The sequence below is a fragment of the Paenibacillus sp. 32352 genome (assembly GCF_002042965.1).
Classification (GTDB): Bacteria; Bacillota; Bacilli; order Paenibacillales; family NBRC-103111; genus Paenibacillus_S; species Paenibacillus_S vulneris.
Genome location: NZ_MZNT01000001.1, coordinates 559,832 through 577,968 on the forward strand (window position 1 = coordinate 559,832; position 18,137 = coordinate 577,968).

The 18,137-nt window shown below is 49.9% G+C and carries 21 protein-coding genes; 9 read left to right on the forward strand and 12 right to left on the reverse strand.

All coding sequences use genetic code 11. The features are described from left to right. Window positions 1-100 precede the first annotated feature (100 nt). The 5 genes from B1728_RS02575 to B1728_RS02595 form a co-directional block, all read right to left on the reverse strand. Entirely contained in the window at window positions 101-427 is a 327-nt protein-coding gene (locus tag B1728_RS02575) for a LapA family protein (RefSeq protein WP_079908595.1), read from the reverse strand. Window positions 428-520: 93 nt separating this feature from the next. Then, window positions 521-2,311 carry an oligoendopeptidase F gene (pepF, locus tag B1728_RS02580; RefSeq protein ID WP_144027734.1) on the reverse strand — a complete coding sequence of 597 codons (1,791 nt, stop codon included), beginning with the start codon at window positions 2,309-2,311 and terminating at the stop codon, window positions 521-523. A 235-nt stretch (window positions 2,312-2,546) separates the two neighbouring features. Next, the gene (locus B1728_RS02585; protein WP_079908597.1) at window positions 2,547-2,726 is read right to left on the reverse strand and encodes a hypothetical protein; all 180 of its coding nucleotides are present in this window, start codon (window positions 2,724-2,726) and stop codon (window positions 2,547-2,549) included. Between the two features lie 289 nt (window positions 2,727-3,015). Further along, a complete protein-coding gene (locus tag B1728_RS02590; RefSeq protein WP_079908598.1) occupies window positions 3,016-3,813 on the reverse strand; it encodes a TerC family protein in 798 nt (265 codons plus the stop codon). Between the two features lie 263 nt (window positions 3,814-4,076). Then, window positions 4,077-4,310, reverse strand: a complete 234-nt coding sequence (locus B1728_RS02595; protein ID WP_079908599.1) for a hypothetical protein — start codon at window positions 4,308-4,310, stop codon at window positions 4,077-4,079. A gap of 220 nt (window positions 4,311-4,530) precedes the next feature. On the opposite strand from B1728_RS02595, the gene B1728_RS02600 reads away from it, so the two are divergent. Continuing rightward, complete coding sequence (locus B1728_RS02600) at window positions 4,531-5,238, forward strand: class I SAM-dependent methyltransferase (protein WP_079908600.1); 708 nt, start codon at window positions 4,531-4,533, stop codon at window positions 5,236-5,238. Window positions 5,239-5,340: 102 nt separating this feature from the next. Further along, window positions 5,341-5,538, forward strand: coding sequence for a cold shock domain-containing protein (locus B1728_RS02605; protein ID WP_079908601.1), 198 nt, complete (start codon window positions 5,341-5,343; stop codon window positions 5,536-5,538). 268 nt (window positions 5,539-5,806) lie between these two features. On the opposite strand, the gene B1728_RS02610 is transcribed toward B1728_RS02605, so the two are convergent. The 6 genes from B1728_RS02610 to B1728_RS02635 form a co-directional block, all read right to left on the reverse strand. Then, window positions 5,807-6,454, reverse strand: coding sequence for a nitroreductase family protein (locus tag B1728_RS02610; RefSeq protein ID WP_079908602.1), 648 nt, complete (start codon window positions 6,452-6,454; stop codon window positions 5,807-5,809). A 110-nt stretch (window positions 6,455-6,564) separates the two neighbouring features. After that, entirely contained in the window at window positions 6,565-7,665 is a 1,101-nt protein-coding gene (locus tag B1728_RS02615; RefSeq protein WP_079908603.1) for an efflux RND transporter periplasmic adaptor subunit, read from the reverse strand. Between the two features lie 12 nt (window positions 7,666-7,677). Next, entirely contained in the window at window positions 7,678-9,081 is a 1,404-nt protein-coding gene (locus B1728_RS02620) for an ABC transporter permease (RefSeq protein WP_079908604.1), read from the reverse strand. Next, window positions 9,078-9,770, reverse strand: a complete 693-nt coding sequence (locus B1728_RS02625) for an ABC transporter ATP-binding protein (protein WP_079908605.1) — start codon at window positions 9,768-9,770, stop codon at window positions 9,078-9,080. The genes B1728_RS02620 and B1728_RS02625 overlap by 4 nt, the downstream gene beginning before the upstream one ends. Window positions 9,771-10,102: 332 nt before the next feature. Then, on the reverse strand, window positions 10,103-11,257 hold the full coding sequence (locus tag B1728_RS02630) for an MFS transporter (RefSeq protein WP_079908606.1): 1,155 nt from the start codon (window positions 11,255-11,257) through the stop codon (window positions 10,103-10,105). Window positions 11,258-11,287: 30 nt separating this feature from the next. Then, window positions 11,288-12,619: a multi antimicrobial extrusion protein MatE gene (locus B1728_RS02635; RefSeq protein WP_079908607.1), complete on the reverse strand. Its 1,332-nt coding sequence runs from the start codon at window positions 12,617-12,619 to the stop codon at window positions 11,288-11,290. Between the two features lie 171 nt (window positions 12,620-12,790). On the opposite strand from B1728_RS02635, the gene B1728_RS02640 reads away from it, so the two are divergent. The 4 genes from B1728_RS02640 (at window position 12,791) to pfkA (ending at window position 15,929) form a co-directional block, all read left to right on the forward strand. Further along, complete coding sequence (locus B1728_RS02640) at window positions 12,791-13,108, forward strand: hypothetical protein (RefSeq protein WP_079908608.1); 318 nt, start codon at window positions 12,791-12,793, stop codon at window positions 13,106-13,108. A 148-nt stretch (window positions 13,109-13,256) separates the two neighbouring features. Beyond that, window positions 13,257-13,853: a hypothetical protein gene (locus B1728_RS02645; protein WP_079908971.1), complete on the forward strand. Its 597-nt coding sequence runs from the start codon at window positions 13,257-13,259 to the stop codon at window positions 13,851-13,853. Between the two features lie 43 nt (window positions 13,854-13,896). Further along, window positions 13,897-14,922, forward strand: coding sequence for a tetraprenyl-beta-curcumene synthase family protein (locus B1728_RS02650; protein WP_079908970.1), 1,026 nt, complete (start codon window positions 13,897-13,899; stop codon window positions 14,920-14,922). A 41-nt stretch (window positions 14,923-14,963) separates the two neighbouring features. Beyond that, complete coding sequence (pfkA, locus tag B1728_RS02655; RefSeq protein ID WP_079908609.1) at window positions 14,964-15,929, forward strand: 6-phosphofructokinase; 966 nt, start codon at window positions 14,964-14,966, stop codon at window positions 15,927-15,929. Window positions 15,930-16,017: 88 nt separating this feature from the next. Here pfkA and B1728_RS02660 read toward each other — a convergent pair whose 3' ends face one another. After that, on the reverse strand, window positions 16,018-16,449 hold the full coding sequence (locus B1728_RS02660) for a peroxiredoxin (protein ID WP_079908610.1): 432 nt from the start codon (window positions 16,447-16,449) through the stop codon (window positions 16,018-16,020). A gap of 132 nt (window positions 16,450-16,581) precedes the next feature. Here B1728_RS02660 and B1728_RS02665 point away from each other — a divergent pair, with 132 nt between their 5' ends. The 3 genes from B1728_RS02665 (at window position 16,582) to B1728_RS02675 (ending at window position 18,120) form a co-directional block, all read left to right on the forward strand. Further along, window positions 16,582-16,791, forward strand: coding sequence for a DUF3906 family protein (locus B1728_RS02665; protein WP_079908611.1), 210 nt, complete (start codon window positions 16,582-16,584; stop codon window positions 16,789-16,791). Window positions 16,792-16,887: 96 nt separating this feature from the next. Next, window positions 16,888-17,421, forward strand: coding sequence for an NADPH-dependent FMN reductase (locus tag B1728_RS02670; protein ID WP_079908612.1), 534 nt, complete (start codon window positions 16,888-16,890; stop codon window positions 17,419-17,421). Between the two features lie 24 nt (window positions 17,422-17,445). Beyond that, window positions 17,446-18,120 (forward strand): uracil-DNA glycosylase, encoded by a 675-nt coding sequence (locus tag B1728_RS02675; protein ID WP_079908613.1) that lies wholly within the window; start codon window positions 17,446-17,448, stop codon window positions 18,118-18,120. The last annotated feature ends 17 nt before the right edge of the window (window positions 18,121-18,137 follow it).

Below are 18,137 nucleotides of genomic sequence, written 5' to 3' on the forward strand. Positions count from 1 at the left end.
ATGAATGAAGCGGGAGAGTTCAATGGATAAATGGAAAAAAACGGGCGGATTTTAACCATTCTCCAATACACAACCTGCCCTTGCTTTGAATGTACAATGTTTAAGGCTCGGGATGGGGCGGGAGAGCTGTTTCCGAAGGCTCAACTACGGCCGGACTGGCTGTAGCAACGGAAGAGCCAGCTTGGAGCTCCTGAAGCTGCTTCTCCAGCTGCTTGATCGATTTGGTCAGCTTGTACTGGCGGAAGAGCCCGATCAATCCGACAATGAGGCCGCCTAATAATGTAGAGCCAAGAATAACTAGAATGAGCGGAATATCCGCTTGGGTGAACAGGAATTGTACCCGAACCGGTTCTACGTTAATAACAGCAAATATGGCGGTAATTAGTGCAAATAATAATGTGAATATAATCATCCATTGAGCCCTCATGAGCTTAACGCCTCCTGTCATGCTGCAGGGTTATTATGGGATAAAAGAAAGCAAGGCTGCAGCATCATCATGTCCGCAGCCTTGCAGTCCAACTTACTTGGCCAGCTCTTCCATTTGCTCGAGCAAATCCTTGAATACATCCATAGCCTGTTGAATAGGCTCCGGAGTCGACATATCCACACCTGCACGTTTCAAAATATTGATGGAATAATCGCTGCCTCCGCTTTTCAGGAAGCCAAGGTAACGGTCCACAGCCGGTTGGCCCTCGTCAAGAATTTGCTTGGCGAAGCTGGTAGCCGCCGAAAAGCCGGTAGCATACTTATACACGTAGAAGCTGTTATAGAAATGAGGGATTCGAGCCCATTCCATTTCGATGTCCTTGTCGACGACCATATCCTTGCCGTAATAAAGCACGTTAAGGTCATAATAAATTTTGCTGAAATCCTGAGGAGTCAGAGACTCGCCTTGCTCCGCCTTTTCATGAATGATTTTCTCGAATTCGGCAAACATCGTCTGACGGAACACCGTCGTTCTGAACTGATCCATGTAATAGGTCAGCAAATACATTTTTTCCTTCGGATCGGTCGATTTCTTGAGCAAATAATCCATAAGCAGCGCTTCGTTCAGGGTGGAAGCGACCTCTGCAAGGAAAATCGTATACTGCGCATAGCGGTATTCCTGGCTGGCATCGGACAAATACGAGTGAATGGCATGGCCCATCTCGTGCGTGAGCGTAAACATGCTGTTCAAATTATCCTTATGGTTCAGCAGAACATATGGATGCGTGCCGTAAGCGCCCCAGCTGTAGGCTCCGTTTCGCTTGCCCTCATTCTCGTAAATATCAATCCAGCCGTCAGTGAAGCCTTCCTGCAGGATGTTCAGGTAATTTTGGCCCAGCGGCTTCAAGCTCTCCTTCACGGTCGCCTGCGCCTGCTCGTATGTAATATCCATTTTATATTCGTCTACCAGAGGAGCGAATAAATCGTACATGTGCAGCTCGTCGACCTTCAGTAGCTTTCTGCGAAGCTCCATGTACCGGTACATTAACGGCAGCGACTGATGGATGGTGTCGATCAGGTTGGTGTACACTTCTTTTTTGATGTTGTCTCCGTACAGGGACATTTCCAGTGTGGATGGGTACTTGCGAACCTTGGAATAAAAAATATTTTTGGTCACATTCGCAGCCAGCGTTGCGCCGATCGTATTCTTATTCTTGGCATACGTAGCGTACATGGCCTCGAACGCATTTTTGCGGACTTCACGATTGCGGCTTTCAAGAAATTGTATGTAACGGCCGTGCGTCAGCTCGACTTCTTCGCCCTGCTCATTTTTCACTTTGGGGAATTTCATGTCCGCGTTATTCAGCATGCCGTATATCGTATTTGGCGCTTGTGACAAGTTGCCGACCTGAGCAAGCAGAGCCTCCTCCGATTTGGAGAGCACGTGCTGCTTTTCCCGGATCATTTCATCGAGCGTCCGCTTGTAGAAGCTGAGCTCAGGATTGCTTATTAGCTTCTGCAGCTCGTCATCGGATAAGCTTAATATTTCGGGAGAGATGAAGGATAAGGCCTCGCCGGTTTCTACGCTTAACCTTTTGGCTTTTTCGGATAATGCCTGGTATGTAGGATCGGCGGTATCCTCATGATGCTTCATGTTGGCATACACGTAGAGTCTTTCCATATGTAACGAGATAGAGTCTTCCAGCTCGAAGCATTGCTTGATGGCGGCGGGATCCTTCAGCTTTCCGTGAAATGCGCCAACCTTTTGCAGGGCTTCCTTGACCTCTTGGTACTCTTTGTCCCACGCTTCCTGGTTAGGGAACAAATCTTCGAGCTGCCAGCGATGCTCGGCAGGCACGTCACTTCTCTTAAGTACTTGATTCATGGGAGGCCTCCTTGTATTTTTGGATGGTTTGGTTACACCGTCTGCGGCTGTAGGCGCTGAGAGCACGGTTCCCGCAAACAGGATACCCGTCATCACTAACGGAAAAAAACGCATAGTGCATCATGCCCCCCTGCAATTTTTTTCCTAGTATGACCGGATTGTAGCTATATTATAAGAGAATCTGAATTCGAAGTAAAACAGATCCTTTTGTCTGCACGAAGAGAACTATCCACGGTTAATGCAGGCTGAAAAAGCTGTAGACGATCAAGGTAAAAGAGAAAGCCACCATTACAAGAGCCAGGATGGCGAGGGGGCGCTTGACGGAGCTTGGCAGCGAATCTTTCTTCATAATTAATACGAGCGCAAAGCAGAACGAAACGATAATAAACGTAAGAATGGAAGCGGAATTACTCATTAAAGTCACCTCATTACAGCAGATCGGTTGTAGTGTGTCCATTTCTGGCAATAGAATCCTATTATCACCAATTCGACACGCTGCCGTGAATTCCTTGTTTTCCGGATGATGAAGAGGAGGGGATCAGGTGCTCTCCAATCATTGTACGAACCGTGAAGGCAAAAGAGAACCGGCGATGCACCGATGCCCCATGATTTCATGCTGGCTGCCGATAGACGAACGAAAGCTCCCTTCATCGGTCATCCCGGTAATCTAGGGAAGATCGAAGAGGGAGCTTCAGTTGAAACCATTAACCGTTGGATTTGACGAGCACCAGACGGCCTTTTTCATCGCGTCTTGCCTGGAAGCTGTCATCCGGCTGGATGTCGGCTTCCTCTACCAGCTCTTGAGGAATGGTCAGATGTCCTTTGTCATTGATCGATACGAAGAAACCGAACAGCTTGGTCCACAATCCGGCCAGCAGCACTCCGGCGACAACGACAACGACCAGCAGCCATTTTATGACAGGATTTGCGTCGAACCAGCCGTGCACCAGAGGGTCCTCGGTCAGCATTTTACCGGCTGTTAAAGCAAGAATGCCTGCGCCGATATACATGATCCAAGGAAATTTCTCCATCCAGCGGATGAACAGCGTGCTGCCCCAGACCATGATCGGAACGCTGATAAGCAGGCCGATGATGACCAGCAGGAAGCTTCCGTGTGAAGCGCCTGCTACAGCCATCACATTGTCGAAGCCCATGACCGCATCGGCAACAATGATGGTTTGAATAGCGGGCCACAGGCTCGGCTTGGCTTGAATCTCGTGATCCTTCTTATCAACAAGAAGCTTATAGGCGATCCATACGAGGACGACGCCGCCGATAAGCAAGAGAGCCGGCATCTTAAGCAGCCAGACAACAACCAGTGTGGCGGCGGCACGAATGACGATGGCCCCGATAGTCCCCCATAAGATAGCTTTCTTCTGATGCTCTTTGGGTAAATTTCTTGCTGCGAGTCCGATAACGATGGCATTGTCTCCGGCAAGCACCAGATCAATCAAAATAATGCTTAGTAATGCCGTGAAAAATGTCGGGTCTAACCATTCCATGTCCATACCGCTCCTTTGTTAAATAGTTTACATAAAGAAGACCTCTACCGTACGCGGTAAAGGTCTTCAGTAAACACAAAAGACCTCTACCGTATAGGCAAAGGTCTTGCTAACAACGTTGCGTTGCCAATAAAGCCGGGGCTTGCACCCGAACTGACGACTTTATTGTGACAGCTACTCCCCTTTGGAGGACGTCCTATGTAATTAAGTTTATTATAGGGGGAGGACAAGCTTAAAGTCAAGCCCTCGGCTCCAAAAATTGGCTATACTTCTTTTAGCGCCTGCATGATGGCATTCCATTCTTCTTGCGAACCGTCGAATTTGTCTTTGGAGAAGCGGTCCTCCGCCCAATGCATCAAGGCCGGCCTGCTTAGAAAGGTATGGCACTCCTCGCCCCATTGATCGGAGATTTCACGCAAGATGATCGTTTTGCCATTGACCTCTACCGTCATCATATTCCACTTGTCGCGTTTATAAATTAAGTGCTTTTTAATCATTTGTCCGGCTCCATTTCTTTTCACAAGATATCGGCTGAATCATACCTCAATAGGGGGAGGAAATCAAGCGCAGCAGTAATTAGCGCATGCAAATAAGCCATTGCCAAAAAATGGGCCAGCATGGTAAAATTCCACTAAGCCGGCGCAGGCAGGCTTGCAGCTGCGGCATAGGGGTCGCAGTAAGCAAAGATGAGAACAGTACAGGACAGGAGAGATGAGTATGGTGAACAAGCATTACGAGCAGGCCGGCGTCGCCATGACGTGCCGCTCATTCACAGAGTATGAGCTTATGTTTGCGTTGGACAAGGAACAACTGCAGGAGGGCCCGATCCTTGACGTCGCGTCCGGAGCGTCATCCTTCTCGGCGGAGGCAGCAGCCAAGGGATACCGGTCGCAGGCAGCGGATCCATTGTATTCAATGGATGCGGAAGCCATTAGGGAGCACGGCGAACGGGAGATTGAGCTGTCCACAAGAAAGCTGGATGCTATCAAGGATGTATATGATTGGAGCTATTACGGGGATTTGGACCGTCATCGCGCCATGAGAGAGCAGTCGCTTCAACGTTTTATCGAGGACTTTAAGCGGCATGAAGGCTCGGACAAATACACGGCAGCCCGGCTACCCGAGCTTCCGTTCGATAACGATTCCTTCTCGCTGGTGCTGTGCAGCCATTTTTTATTTTTGTATCAGGAGCAATTTGACGAAGCATTCCATTTACAAGCCGTACGGGAGCTTCTTCGCGTATGCCGCCAAGGCGGTAGAGTCCTGATATACCCTCTGTATTCACTGCGTTGGGAGCGGTACCCGGCCCTGGATTCTATGCTTGCCGAATTAAGTTCTGAAGGGATTACAGTTGAGACGGGGGTATCGCGCCTTGCTTTTATTCCGGAATCTACGGAATTTTTAATTCTAAAAAAATCATCCTGACATAGAGCTTGATTCTCTTTTGAATATTGCTTTATAATGATTCTGATGGTATAATCAACGTATTCGCCCTTAGATGGCGATACTTCTAGGAGGTTGTTTTCATTGAAAGGTACAGTTAAATGGTTTAACGCAGAAAAAGGCTACGGATTTATCCAAGTTGAAGGCGGCGACGATGTATTCGTTCACTTCTCCGCAATCCAAGGCGAAGGCTTCAAAACTCTTGAAGAAGGCCAATCCGTTGAGTTCGAAATCACTCAAGGAAACCGTGGTCCTCAAGCAGCTAACGTCATTAAGCTATAAGATCTAAAAACGGCGGCGTGAGACTCGAATAACCCCATCCTTTTTGGGTGGACTTACATCTTGGTATTGCGTCGGTTTTTCTTATATATTAGTGCCATAGCATCCAAAAAGAAAGCATCTCTCTAAAACTTCGGTTTTGGAGCGGATGCTTTTTTTTGTTGATATTTTCGTATGTACACAATTCAGTGGAACAACGGTATTAGGGTGGAGCAACAAAATCCGCCCCTTCTAACAGAGGCGGATTGTCTATCATTTCTCTATAATGAAATTAGTTCACGATGCGCAAAATATCATCTACTTCCTTGCGGGGAAGCTTGCCGGGGCGCTCAGCCGGATATCCCAGCGAGATGACCATATTGATCTGGCAGTGCGCCGGAATTTCGAGATATTCACGCAGCTGCTCTGAAGCAAGCAGGACCGGACCGGTCATAGGGCATGTAGCCATGCCGCGGGCATGGGCGGCAAGCATCAGATTCTGTGCAGCGAGACAGCTGCTCTTGATGCCTTCCTCTTCCCAGACCGACTCGGGAACCAGCTTAACGGGCTCGAAGATGCGGTCTCTAAACTTGGACGTATATGGAGTCGCCAAGCATACGATAAGCACAGGCGCATCCGAGAAAGCGGTAGCGTAAGGACCAAAGGATTTGACGAGCAGGCGTCCTTCCTTGCTGAGTCCGCGCTCTTCGGCCTCGGCCGCTTTTTTATGAAGCTGCTCCCATGTGAGCTGCTCGATGTGCTTGATTTTTTCGCGATTGACAATGGCGATGAATTCCCAGGTCTGGGAGTTGGTATCGCTTGGCGCGTAACGTGCGCAGTCGATAAGTTCTTTTATATCTTCAATGGCAACTTCCTGATCGGTGTATTTGCGAACGCTTCTACGTTCGTGGAGGATCGTTTTGAATTCATCATAATGCATTGGTTATTCCATCCCTTCAAGCTCGCCTAAGCATGGTTTGTGACTTGGTACTATGAGCTACCGTTCAATTATATCGGGTTTATGTGGGAATGACAACCTATGGATTCGTTTTATTGAATAACAACCGTATCCCCTTCATTCAGCCCGCTGATAATTTCGGTCTTATCCGGCGTCTCAAGTCCGATCTTGACCTCGCGCTTTTCCAGGGCTCCCTGCCCGTTTTGCAGCATAACGTAGTATTGGTCTTTATCCCGCTGGATGGCCAGGGTGGAGACGACGAGAGCATTCGGTTTCTTATCCGTAACAATCGTCGCTGTCAAGCTCAAGTCCGCGATAAGCTGCTCGTTAGGCTCCAGGGAGATAACGACTTCAAACTGGGCAGCCGCCGTATTGACCGTATCGCTGCTGGAGCCGTTGTTTTTGGCAAATTTGGATATATTGCTGATTTCCCCCTTCAGCTTCGTATTTTTCAGCGCATCGACGCGCACCTCCACCGGCAACCCGACCTTCAGATGAAACAAATCATATTCACCGATATAGCAGATCAGCTGCAGCTTGGTCAGATCGACGATTTTTCCGATGCGTTCGTTTTCTTTAACGGATTGCGGCTGCTTCGTGCTGTCGAACAGAAAAATACCGGTTTCGGGAGCCGTATATTGGGCGGATTGGAGCTTGTCCGTTTTTTGCTTAAGCTGGGTCTTCATATGCTCCAGATTCAAGCGGGTAATCTCTTCCTGCACCTCCTTGCTCTTGGAATCGGCATAACGCTGCTTGGCGTCTTTTTCCGATAAGCCTTCGGCGTCAGCATTGATGGTTTGATTAGGCAGATCCTTCTGGAATTGGGCGAGCTGAAGCTCAAGCTCCTGCTTCTTCATATTCGCCTGAAGCGTGGCGATTTCGTCATTCAGCGAAGTGGCGTCCAGTTGGAACATGACATCCCCTTTGTTGACCTGGGCGCCGTCGTTGACAGACCAGGCTTTGACATCGGCTGAAAAGGGCGCATTGACGTAGGTCTCTTTTTGATAGGAGGTTTTACCCTTTACCTCAACGGAATTGGTCAAATCCTCACGGGTCACCTTGAAGCTCAATGCGGATACAGCTGTGCCCGCCGCCGGCTGCGGCGGAGCTTTATGGCTTTGGATGTATAGCGTTCCTGAAATGCCTATGACGAGAATACCGGCGATGGCCGAAATCCATGTTTTCTTTTTCATTGAATGACTCTCCTAGTCTCGTTTGATTGCAGTTAACGCGTCGGTGCGCGAGGCCTTAACGGCAGGATAGATGCCGGACAGGACGCCGGTCAGAACCGCAAAGAACAGCCCCACAGGCAGGATCCAGCCGCTGATGAACAGGATCTCCTGTTCCGATCCCGGTCGGGGAGGGGAGAAGCGCAGCACGGCGATATTGATTCCCCAAATGACCCAATAGGACAACAGGATCCCGCAGGCTCCCCCGATGACACCGAGCAGGGCGGATTCCACCATGAACATGTGGCGAATTTGTCTAAGGTTCGCGCCGAGCACCTTCATGATGCCGATCTGCCGGCGCCGCTGATAGGTAGACATGGTCATCGCGACGATAATGGAGATGGAGGCGACAAAAAGGATGAAGAGGCCGACTCCGCCGAAGACAAGCCGCAATATGACGAGCTCTCCTTGCATTTGCTCTTCCCGATGAAGGTTCGTTTCCGCCGTCAGCTTCAGCTTCTTGATCAGCTCCTCGAGCTCGCGGACATGAGAGCTGGAGTCGACCTTCATCTTCACCTCGTTAAACTCGGGCTCAACGGTAACGACGCTATTTGAGCTGCCGCCTGATTTTTTGCTGTCGTTCGCATTGGCGGCGTTCATGGCGTCGCGGAGCTTTTTCCCCATGGCCGGGGAGATAAATGCGGTCTTCATGTGCATGACGACATCATCAGGCATGCCTTCCGGCTTTTTCAGAATCCCCACCACGCGAAGCGGGAATTGCAGATTGGAGACCTCTATGCCGTCGGAACGGAATATTTGTGGCTTCAGCACGATTTGCTTCTGGTATAACGGATACGACACCAGCATCTGCCGTCTCCAATTATCGGAGGCTTCCCGGCTGTCAAGCTGATCCTGCAGCATCTGGCTGCGGGCTTTGGAGATTTGGGCATCGAACAAGCCCATCGTTGCACCGTAGCTTAATATGATCGTATTGTCGAGATCAGCCGCTCCGCCTTGCTGAAGCTCGAAGCCGAACGCCTCCAGCGTATCCAGCTCGGTAGCGTATAAATTGTTGATGTAGCCTTTCTTGCTGTCGACTTCAAATTGAAATTGATCGAATGTCTGGTACGTTGCAATAGATTTCACATGAGGCAGCGTACGCAGGATGTCAATCTTCGCTTTGCTCAGCTCATAGGGTTTATTGGCATTCGTGTCCGCAGGATCGATATTGGGAGCCGATCCGCTGCGGATCGTAATTTCATCGGATTTCATATAATAGCTCATTTGGGTGCGGCTGTAATGGTTGATGGATTCCCCGAACGACAACGCTACGATGATGGAGGCGGAGCCGATCGCAATCCCCATGGCACATAAGGCCGTTACGACCATTCGCCGACGGAGCTGCTCCCATCCTAAGCGCAAATAATCATAAGCCTTCATTCCTCATCACCAGCCCATTGCGCGTCTTCGATCAAATAACCGTCCCGCAGCTGAATGACCCGCCGGGTCCGCTTGGCCACTTCCAGCTCGTGGGTGACGATAACAAACGTAATCTGTAGCGTCTGATTGAGCTCAATCAGGAGGTCGATAATTTCCTTCTCGGTTTTGGTATCCAGATTCCCGGTAGGCTCATCTGCGAACACAATGGTAGGCTCGGTTACCAAAGAACGAGCGATACTAACGCGCTGCTGCTGTCCGCCGGACAGCTGAGAGGGGAACATTTCGGTCTTCTCGCCCAGTCCGACCTTGTTCAGCAAGGCCATCGATTTCTCCTTGCGGATTTTGGGCTTCACGCCCTGAAATATAAGCGGAAGCTCGACATTTTCCCGGACCGTCAGGTGAGGGATCAATTCATAGGATTGAAAAATAAATCCGATATGGATTCTGCGGAATTCCGCAAGCTGATTTTCCGTCATTTTCTCGATCGCTTGACCGCTGATCAGAATGCTGCCCTGGGTCGGCTTCATCAAGCCGGCCATCAAATTCAGCAGCGTCGATTTGCCGGAACCGGAGCTCCCGAGCAGCGCAACGATTTCCCCTTTGGCAACGGAAAAATCGATGTCATGCAGAACCGGTGTTTCTTCGTTTCCGTTGCGGAAACGGTGTGATAGATGTTCTACTGCAAGCACATAACCCCTCCGTCATCTTCATGGTACATAAGCATGGCAAGTCCGATAGAACCCAGAGCCTCTCTAATGCAGTCTTTTTAGTGAGCTTTGCTCTGCTCTTTGGCTAGTCTTAGCGCCATCGGGAAGGATCAAGACGACGAACCTGCTTTCGAGAATGGAACTTTCCGGTATAGTAAAAAAAGCCCTTGTTGCAGGCAATGCAGCAGGGCTTTGCTGGACTCACACCATGCCATCACCTATATAGACGTCAGGATCGGGCATTTTCTTGCACTTTTTGCAAAAAATTGTGAGAAATTATGAATAATTGATGAAAATTCGGGAAAAATGAAGGATTAATCTTCAGGATATACATAGTGCAGCACCAGAAATCCGGCGACGCCGAGTAAAGAGAGCAGGGATCCGATTCCATACATCCAGTGGGGACCGAAGTCGCGGAACAGCCAACCGCCGAGCGTACCGCTGACCAGGCCGGCCAGTCCCGACCAGCAGACAGCAAAAATCGCCTGACCGGTCGACCTGTATTCATCCGGTACGCTTCGTTGAATATATCGGATGACAGTGAAGAAGAAAATACCGAAGGATATGCTGTGCATTGCTTGAACGGCAATGACCCATAACGGATTATCGATCTGGCTCATCAAGAGAAAGCGTATGGCATAGACGATCCCGCACACGGCTAGCAGCGGCAGCTCCTTGTACTTATGCCCATATTTGCTAAGCAGGAAGAAGGTCGGTATTTCACTGGCTGCCGAAACCATCCAGGACCATCCGACGATCGTTTGGTCCGCTCCGAGCTGCTTCAGGAACAAAGCCAGAAAGCCGTCATTAAACCGGTGGGCAACGGAGACAATCGTAATCGCCAGCAAGAAAAACAAGAGTCTACGGGAGGCCACAATCTGCACCAGGCCGGCGAATTCCAGCTTTTTGCGGGAATGGCTCCGCGCATCCGTCAGCATGAGCGACAGCACAAGGGAGAGGCTGATAGTGCAGAGGCTTAGGACCGCGGTAAGGCTCGACCCCTGCTGCTTGAGCAGCATGCCGAATACAAGAGAGGCAACGGCAAAGCCGATAGAGCCCCAAATCCGGAAAGAGGCGTAGCTTTTGCTCGTGCCGCTGATACTGAGGAGCGTCAGGCTGTCGTTTAATGAGCTGGTAGGAGACTGAAAAAAGAAAAACAGGGCCATAAAGAACATAAGCAGACCGAAATGTCCGGTATGAAACACGATGAAGGCCATGATGAGTTGGCCCGCAAGGATGCATACCAAGATCTTTTTCACCGTTTGAAGCTTGTCGCTGATAATTCCCCAGAACAAATTGGATACGATGCCGATCATAGGCCCGATAGAGTACAGGAGACCGATCTGGATCGTCGAATAGCCTGCGGACTGGAAGTACAACGGGAAGTAGGACACGATAATAGCCATTGTCATATAAAAAGAAAACGTGAATCCGCGCTGGATTCCGAAGTTCGTTTGTTTTGCCTGCATGGTGCTTTCCACTTGCTTAATCACTCGATTCTATGATTTTAATGTCATTTGAAACGGCGGTTTGTCGCTTGACTTGAGCACCTGCCGCAGCACGAGCCATACGACCGACGCCTCTGCGGCGAGTCCGAGTGATTGAGCCAATGCTCCCACCATCCCGTTCCAGCCCGGCGTTAGCACGATAGTAAGCACCAGGGAGATAAGCGTGACGGACACGTTCGCAGCCTGGGACCAGACCATCACCTTTGTTTCACCGCGAAGCATAATCATGCCGTTTCCAAAGTCAAGCCAAGGAAACACAAGCGTCGTAATCATGAACACTCGAAGTGTGTCCAGGCTGGCGTGCATGAGCCGTTCGTTGACACCCATTACATTTTCCATAAACCACGGCCCTACAGGGGTATAAGATAACAGAGCAATGAGAATGCTCGGAATAAAGGCTAATACGAACGTAAACCGCATAACGGCTTTAGCGTCTTTGCGGTAAAAATTCAAAACGATTTGATGAATATAAGAGAAAAAGCTTTGCACCAGATTCGTCAAGCTGCCGGCTATAGCAAATGAAGCGATGGCCAGCTGAAAATCCGTCGTTTTGCCTAAAAACGCGTTGACAGCGGGCCCTACAATAACGGCAATAACTGAAGAATAAAGCAGCGGCCGGTAAAAATGGAAGATTTGCTTCGGCTTTTCAATCGGATGGTCCGGCTTTTTCTCGGGTATTTTCTTCAGCAGTGATCTGCCTTCCCAAATACTGACGGCTGCCTCGACCATCATCCCTGTCAAAAATAAAATGGCTCCGACCCGGCCGCTGTTAACTTGATCGGTATGGATGAAATACAATGACAGCAAGTACATGGCTACGAGCCGGATCACCATGCCGATGGTCAGCCATTTGGTCCGCATATTGAAGATGATAATCCCGTGATACAGGCACCGAAGACCGGAGAAGATGCTGACGAACATAAGAATCTGATACACCTCGACCATCGGCTGTATCATGGAAGGCTCCGCTCCGAAGAAATGCAAAAACACCCATTTGCCGATGGGAGTATAGCAGATCAATGCGCCTAGCAGCATAATGCAGGCTAATATGTACCAGCTGATAACCGACATCGCTCGGAACGATATCCGGTCGCGGACCAGGGCCGAGCAGGTTTGCCTCATCAATACGGCCGGTCTTTCGGTCAGACCCAGAATACTTAAAGGCAGAGCATAGCTTGCGATGATCACTTCCGGCTGTGCGGAGCGCGCAAGCGTACTGTTAATAATAACGTGGGAAATGGTAACCAGGCTTGCTGAAACGCCTAGCGGGATAAAGAAAGCAAGCAGCTGCCGAAACGTTACTTTCTGTTCTTGGGTGTTCATAGGTGCACTCCTACCTGGTAGTTTAACGTTAACAAAGCACGCTAAACAGTATAGCATATATTCCTTGATATGAGCGCGGAAAATTTCGATAACTACTGGCAGAGGGCCGCGGCTTCATGGTACAGTAATGGAGACAAAAACGAACGCTTAAACAAGAAAGGCGGAACCTCCATGACATGGACTTTTGTAACAGACGAACGCCTTGGTATCCCCCTTCCGCATTTGGAAAAGGACTGGGAGGATTATACGGAGGCGGAACGGTCGGAGATCCTGCTGCGCTGGGAAGAGATTCGCGGAACGATTCCGGATCAGGTGAAAAAGCTCGAGCGCATTATCATACGCAAGCAAAATCAGCTGGATGTCGAGGATAACTTTCAAGTATCCTGCGAGCTGAACAGCGAGATTGCCGAATTGGCGGGCACGATCAACGAGCTGCATCTCTGGTTTAGAGTCAATCAGGAAATTACGGATTCGGCGGCTCATCATTAAGCCTCGGCAGAGTTTTCTCATCATGATAGAAAGCATCACTTTACGGGTCAGCCAATGAAAATCATCCAGTGATTTAAGGTGGGCATTGTCCTTACTTTGTAATATAATAAAGGTTATGAGTTTGATAGGAAAAGAGGTGAGAAGCACCTTGGCATGGACGGAAGCGGTAACCCGGGTATGGAATATACTGAAGGATCACAAGCCGTCGCTCTATCCTATGGAAGAATGGGATGAGCTGCACGATATTCGAATAGCCAAGCTGCCGGCGGAAGGACTGGATCCGGGAAGTCAGCCCTACGCTTTGGCGACTAAAGCGGGCTTGCATTTATTAAACGAGAGTCTGGATAAATCCCATTCCCTATCCCAGGAGATCCATAATCCTACAGGCAGCTATTGGCACGGGATTATGCACAGGATGGAAGGGGACTACAGCAACGCAAAGTACTGGTTTCGCCAAGCCGGTGCGCATCCGGTTCATGAATCGCTGCTTGCAGCTGCTCAAGAAGCTTGCAGGAGCTATGACATCGACAGCATCAGCAGCGACTCGATGAAGAGCAGGCTGGCTGCGTTCATTTCCGGAACAGCATGGGATACAGCTATGTTCACGGATCTTGTTGAGCAGCAGGTCACCGTAGTGCAGGATGATACGGCGGACGAGCTGCTGATCGAGCTGCAGTGGCTCGAGATCCGATTGTTACTGCAGTATTCGTATCAAAGGAGCGGGGGGAACTCGCTTGAGCTTTGAGTCTCGTCATATTTCGCGCGTTCCTAACAATTCCTTGCATCTTATGCTGCGCGTTTATCGTTATGTGCTTCCGGAGGTTCGGGAGCAGTTGAATTACTGGCGGGAGATTGCGGAGCGCATTCCGGATCCGGAGCTGCGCAGCCAGGCCATTGCCAGCATGACCAGCAAGCAGTTTCACTGTCAAGGCGGGGCTGTCTATGCCGTCGCCAATTTGCCGATGCGTCATGTCTTGATTCCGCTCATAGTGGCTCTGCAAACGATCAGCGATTATTTGGATAACCTGTGTGACAGGAGCACCTCGCTGGATGCTGACGATTTCCGCATGCTGCATCAATCGATGCTGGATGCCGTTGATCCGGCGGAGCCTTTGCACGACTACTATGCCTACCGTACGGAGAAGGATGACGGGGAGTACTTGAACGGGCTGGTCAAAACCTGTCAGGCGAGTATCCGGCTGCTGCCTTCGTATCAGCTTGTGGGGGAGCATGTCAGACGGCTGGTGGGCTTATACTGCGATCTGCAAGTGTACAAGCATATACGCCATGATTTGCGGGAAGAAGCGCTTCAGACGTGGTGGAGCAAGCACGAATCGCAATATCCGGCCATAAGCTGGAATGAGTTCGCAGCCGCAACCGGATCGACATTAGGCATGTTCATGCTTTTCCTGGCCGCTTCCGACCCGGAATTACAATCCGAAACAGTGAATCATATTGATGCCGCTTATTTTCCTTACATATGCGGTCTGCATATCCTGCTTGATTACTTAATCGATCAGGAAGAGGACGAACTTGGCGGCGATTTAAACTTTTGCAGCTATTACGCTAACATGGATCAGACGATCGAGCGGATTGCTTTGATTGTCCGGGAAGCCCGGAGCAGGGCCGATCGGCTGGACCATCCGGCCTTTCACCGTATGATTATCGAGGGCCTGCTTGCGCTCTATCTCTCCGATCCGAAGGTGAAGGAGCAGAAGCAGGTTAAGCAAATATCGCGGGAATTGATGAAGGGGAGCCCGCTGACCCGACTCTTTTTCTTTATCAACAGTGTTTGGATTCGCAAAACATCATAATTTGCCAGCACGGAACGTGCATCATTTGGGAGGAACCATACATGTCTATTAAAAAAATAGCCGTCTTGACTAGCGGCGGAGATTCGCAAGGTATGAATGCAGCAGTGCGCGCGGTGGTGCGCAGCGGTTTGTTTCACGGACTTGAAGTGTTCGGCGTACAGCGTGGCTATGCAGGTCTGATCAATGACGATATTCGCGAGATGGACCTGCGCAGCGTAGGCGACATCATTCAACGCGGAGGAACGATTCTGCAAACCGCACGCTGTAAGGAGTTCACGACACCGGAAGGACAGCAGCTGGGTGCCGAAAACCTGCGCAAGAGAGGTATCGACGGACTGGTCGTTATCGGCGGCGACGGCTCTTATCAAGGTGCGAACAAGCTCAGCAAGCTGGGCATCAAAACTATGGGCTTGCCTGGCACCATTGACAACGACATTCCGTTCACCGACTATACGATTGGATTCGACACGGCTGTTAGCATCGTGGTGGATGCCATCAACAAGCTTCGTGATACGATGAGCTCCCATGAGCGTTCTTCCGTCGTGGAAGTCATGGGCAGACATTGCGGAGATATTGCATTGTATGCCGGACTTGCCAGCGGCGCCGAAACGATCCTTGTTCCGGAAGTACCTTACGACCTGGACGAAATGGCTCAGCGGATGAAAGTCAATTTCGGGCAAGGCAAGCGCCATAGTATCATCGTTGTAGCCGAAGGCGTCGGCAAGGGCGAGGATATCGCCAATGAAATTTCCAAGCGTAACGGCATTGAGCCTCGTGTGACGGTACTGGGACATATTCAGCGCGGAGGCACTCCGACGCATAACGACCGGATTCTGGCCAGCAAGCTGGGCGATTTTGCCGTGCGCAAGCTCATTGAAGGCGATTCGGGCAAATCCTGCGGTGTTATTAAGGGCGAGCTTGTAGCTACGGATATCGATCTGGTAGTCAATACGAAAAAAGAATTTAACATGGACTTATACGAGTTGACGAAGCGTTTGTCCCAATAATCGCATAGGTCTTCTAATGGAAAACCCGTTCGAGCTTCTCCTTGGGAGGAGAGGCTGCGACCGGGTTTTGTTGTGCACGTTGCTCTAATTAGTCGGCAAGAGCCGCCAAAATTTCCTTCGTTGGACGATTTCCCTTTCTGGCGTATACAATCTTTCCTTCCCGATTGATGACATATACGATGCGCTGCTGGCCAAGAAGGAAGACCTTGCCGACGTCGTACAGCTCCCGGATTCGTTCGTCCTTATCGGATACAAGGGGGAAATCGTAGGCATATTTTTGAGAAAAACGCTGATGCTCTTCCATCGTACCCGGGTTGATGCCGAGCACAAGGGCGTTAAACCGGGCGTACTGCGATTTGGAATCGCGAACGGCGCATAGCTGTTTGGTGCAAATGGGTGTTTCGTCCTTAGGGTAAAAGATAAGAACGATCGGCTGCTGCCCTAGTGAATCGTTTAATCGGACAGGCCCAAGAGTGCTTTCCGCTTCGAAAGCCGGAGCGGGTTGACCTATGGCAAGCATGGAGGCTCATCTCCTATCGGGGTCTATGATTAGTCCCATTGTAACGAAAAGCGGAAAACACATGCAAGCCGGTCCTGAATCTGTTACCATAAAGGACATAGCTTAATATCGTCCTTCAAGGAGAGAAGCCCTATGTATTTGTACAAGCTGGAAGTGGAATTACAGGAGCAGAAGGTGTATATGGCCGTGCTGGCAGAGAATGAAGCCCAGGCATTCGATTTCCTGGAAGAGCACCTGGTCCGCCATTTTGTCAGCAATCCGGAAGTGGTGGAAGCAAGCATTATTGAGAAAAAGCGGGCTGTGACAGGAGCGGGTTATATTATGGAGACTCATATGAAGTAAGAAAGGGCTGCAAATAGGAACTTCCTGTTATTGACTTGTTATACATATTATACTAAAATGTATGTAAAATAACGAACAGAAAAGGAGCTGCCCGATATGAAAATAACCATTTTAGCAGGAAGCAACCGCAAGCAGTCCACAAGCTCGCAATTATGCCGCTATATTCAAACGGTATTGGAAGGTCATGAATGCGATGTAACGCTGATTGAATTAAATCAGCTTCCCATTCCATTCTACAGTCCGGATGCAGAATATGCAGACGAGAATTTGCAATTCATGAAGACACAGCTGCTGGAGGCGGACGGGATCGTGCTGGCGACTCCGGAATACCATGGAGCACCGACAGGGGTATTGAAAAATGCGCTGGATCATGTAGGCTTCGACCATTTCGACGGGAAGGTTGTGCTGTCTGTGAGCTCAACAGGGGGAGCGGTGGGCGTCAGCTCGCTGCAGCAGCTGCAAACGATCGTACGCAACGTGCACGGGATTAACTGCCCGGAATGGATTTCGATTGGCGGAGAGCAGCGGCTCTTTACTCCTGAGGGGGTGCCCGCCGATAGCAAAACGAAGGATCGGGTACACCGGACGTTGTCCTATTTTGTCCAAATGGTGAGCAAGTTTCGCAAGTAACGAAGAGTTGGAGTGGAATCAGGTATGACCATCTTGAACAACGATTGGCAGGCTCTGCTTGCTTCGGAATTTGAAGAGCCTTACTACAAGGAGCTTCGCCAATTTTTGAAGAATGAGTATAACACCCGTACCATTTATCCTGATATGTATGATATTTTCAATGCCCTTCATTTGACCCCTTATGCTTCGGTAAAGGTCGTTATCCTGGGGCAGGACCCTTATCACGGACCGGGCCAAGCGCATGGATTGAGCTTCTCGGTCAAGCCGGGGGTGCCTGCACCTCCTTCATTGCAAAATATGTTCAAGGAGCTTCAGGATGACTTGGGCTGTACCATACCTAATAACGGATATTTGGTACGCTGGGCCGAGCAGGGCGTGCTGCTGCTCAACACGGTGCTTACCGTGAGGGAAGGGTCACCCAATTCTCATAAGGGAATGGGCTGGGAAAGATTCACTGATCGTGTCATCTCGCATCTGAACCAAAGGGAAGAGCCCATTGTGTTTATCCTGTGGGGAAGTCATGCCCAGCAAAAAATGCAGCTGATCACGAACCGCCATCATTTCATCCTGCGGTCGGTTCATCCGAGCCCGTTGTCGGCTTATCGAGGTTTTTTCGGCAGCAAGCCCTATTCGCAAACGAATCAATTTCTTAAGAGTATCGGCTCGCCCGAAATTGACTGGCAAATTCCGAACTTATAATATTCCAAGATCGTCGA

Coding starts and splice junctions, on each gene's coding strand:
- B1728_RS02650 (WP_079908970.1), top strand. CDS start 13,897: ATGCTGCGCGTTTATCGTTATGTGCTTCCGGAGGTTCGGGAGCAGTTG.
- B1728_RS02620 (WP_079908604.1), bottom strand. CDS start 9,081: ATGAAGGCTTATGATTATTTGCGCTTAGGATGGGAGCAGCTCCGTCGG.
- pepF (WP_144027734.1), bottom strand. CDS start 2,311: ATGAATCAAGTACTTAAGAGAAGTGACGTGCCTGCCGAGCATCGCTGG.
- B1728_RS02665 (WP_079908611.1), top strand. CDS start 16,582: ATGTATTTGTACAAGCTGGAAGTGGAATTACAGGAGCAGAAGGTGTAT.
- B1728_RS02660 (WP_079908610.1), bottom strand. CDS start 16,449: ATGCTTGCCATAGGTCAACCCGCTCCGGCTTTCGAAGCGGAAAGCACT.
- pfkA (WP_079908609.1), top strand. CDS start 14,964: ATGTCTATTAAAAAAATAGCCGTCTTGACTAGCGGCGGAGATTCGCAA.
- B1728_RS02590 (WP_079908598.1), bottom strand. CDS start 3,813: ATGGAATGGTTAGACCCGACATTTTTCACGGCATTACTAAGCATTATT.
- B1728_RS02640 (WP_079908608.1), top strand. CDS start 12,791: ATGACATGGACTTTTGTAACAGACGAACGCCTTGGTATCCCCCTTCCG.
- B1728_RS02585 (WP_079908597.1), bottom strand. CDS start 2,726: ATGAGTAATTCCGCTTCCATTCTTACGTTTATTATCGTTTCGTTCTGC.
- B1728_RS02595 (WP_079908599.1), bottom strand. CDS start 4,310: ATGATTAAAAAGCACTTAATTTATAAACGCGACAAGTGGAATATGATG.
- B1728_RS02615 (WP_079908603.1), bottom strand. CDS start 7,665: ATGAAAAAGAAAACATGGATTTCGGCCATCGCCGGTATTCTCGTCATA.
- B1728_RS02635 (WP_079908607.1), bottom strand. CDS start 12,619: ATGAACACCCAAGAACAGAAAGTAACGTTTCGGCAGCTGCTTGCTTTC.
- B1728_RS02600 (WP_079908600.1), top strand. CDS start 4,531: ATGGTGAACAAGCATTACGAGCAGGCCGGCGTCGCCATGACGTGCCGC.
- B1728_RS02630 (WP_079908606.1), bottom strand. CDS start 11,257: ATGCAGGCAAAACAAACGAACTTCGGAATCCAGCGCGGATTCACGTTT.
- B1728_RS02575 (WP_079908595.1), bottom strand. CDS start 427: ATGAGGGCTCAATGGATGATTATATTCACATTATTATTTGCACTAATT.
- B1728_RS02670 (WP_079908612.1), top strand. CDS start 16,888: ATGAAAATAACCATTTTAGCAGGAAGCAACCGCAAGCAGTCCACAAGC.
- B1728_RS02675 (WP_079908613.1), top strand. CDS start 17,446: ATGACCATCTTGAACAACGATTGGCAGGCTCTGCTTGCTTCGGAATTT.
- B1728_RS02610 (WP_079908602.1), bottom strand. CDS start 6,454: ATGCATTATGATGAATTCAAAACGATCCTCCACGAACGTAGAAGCGTT.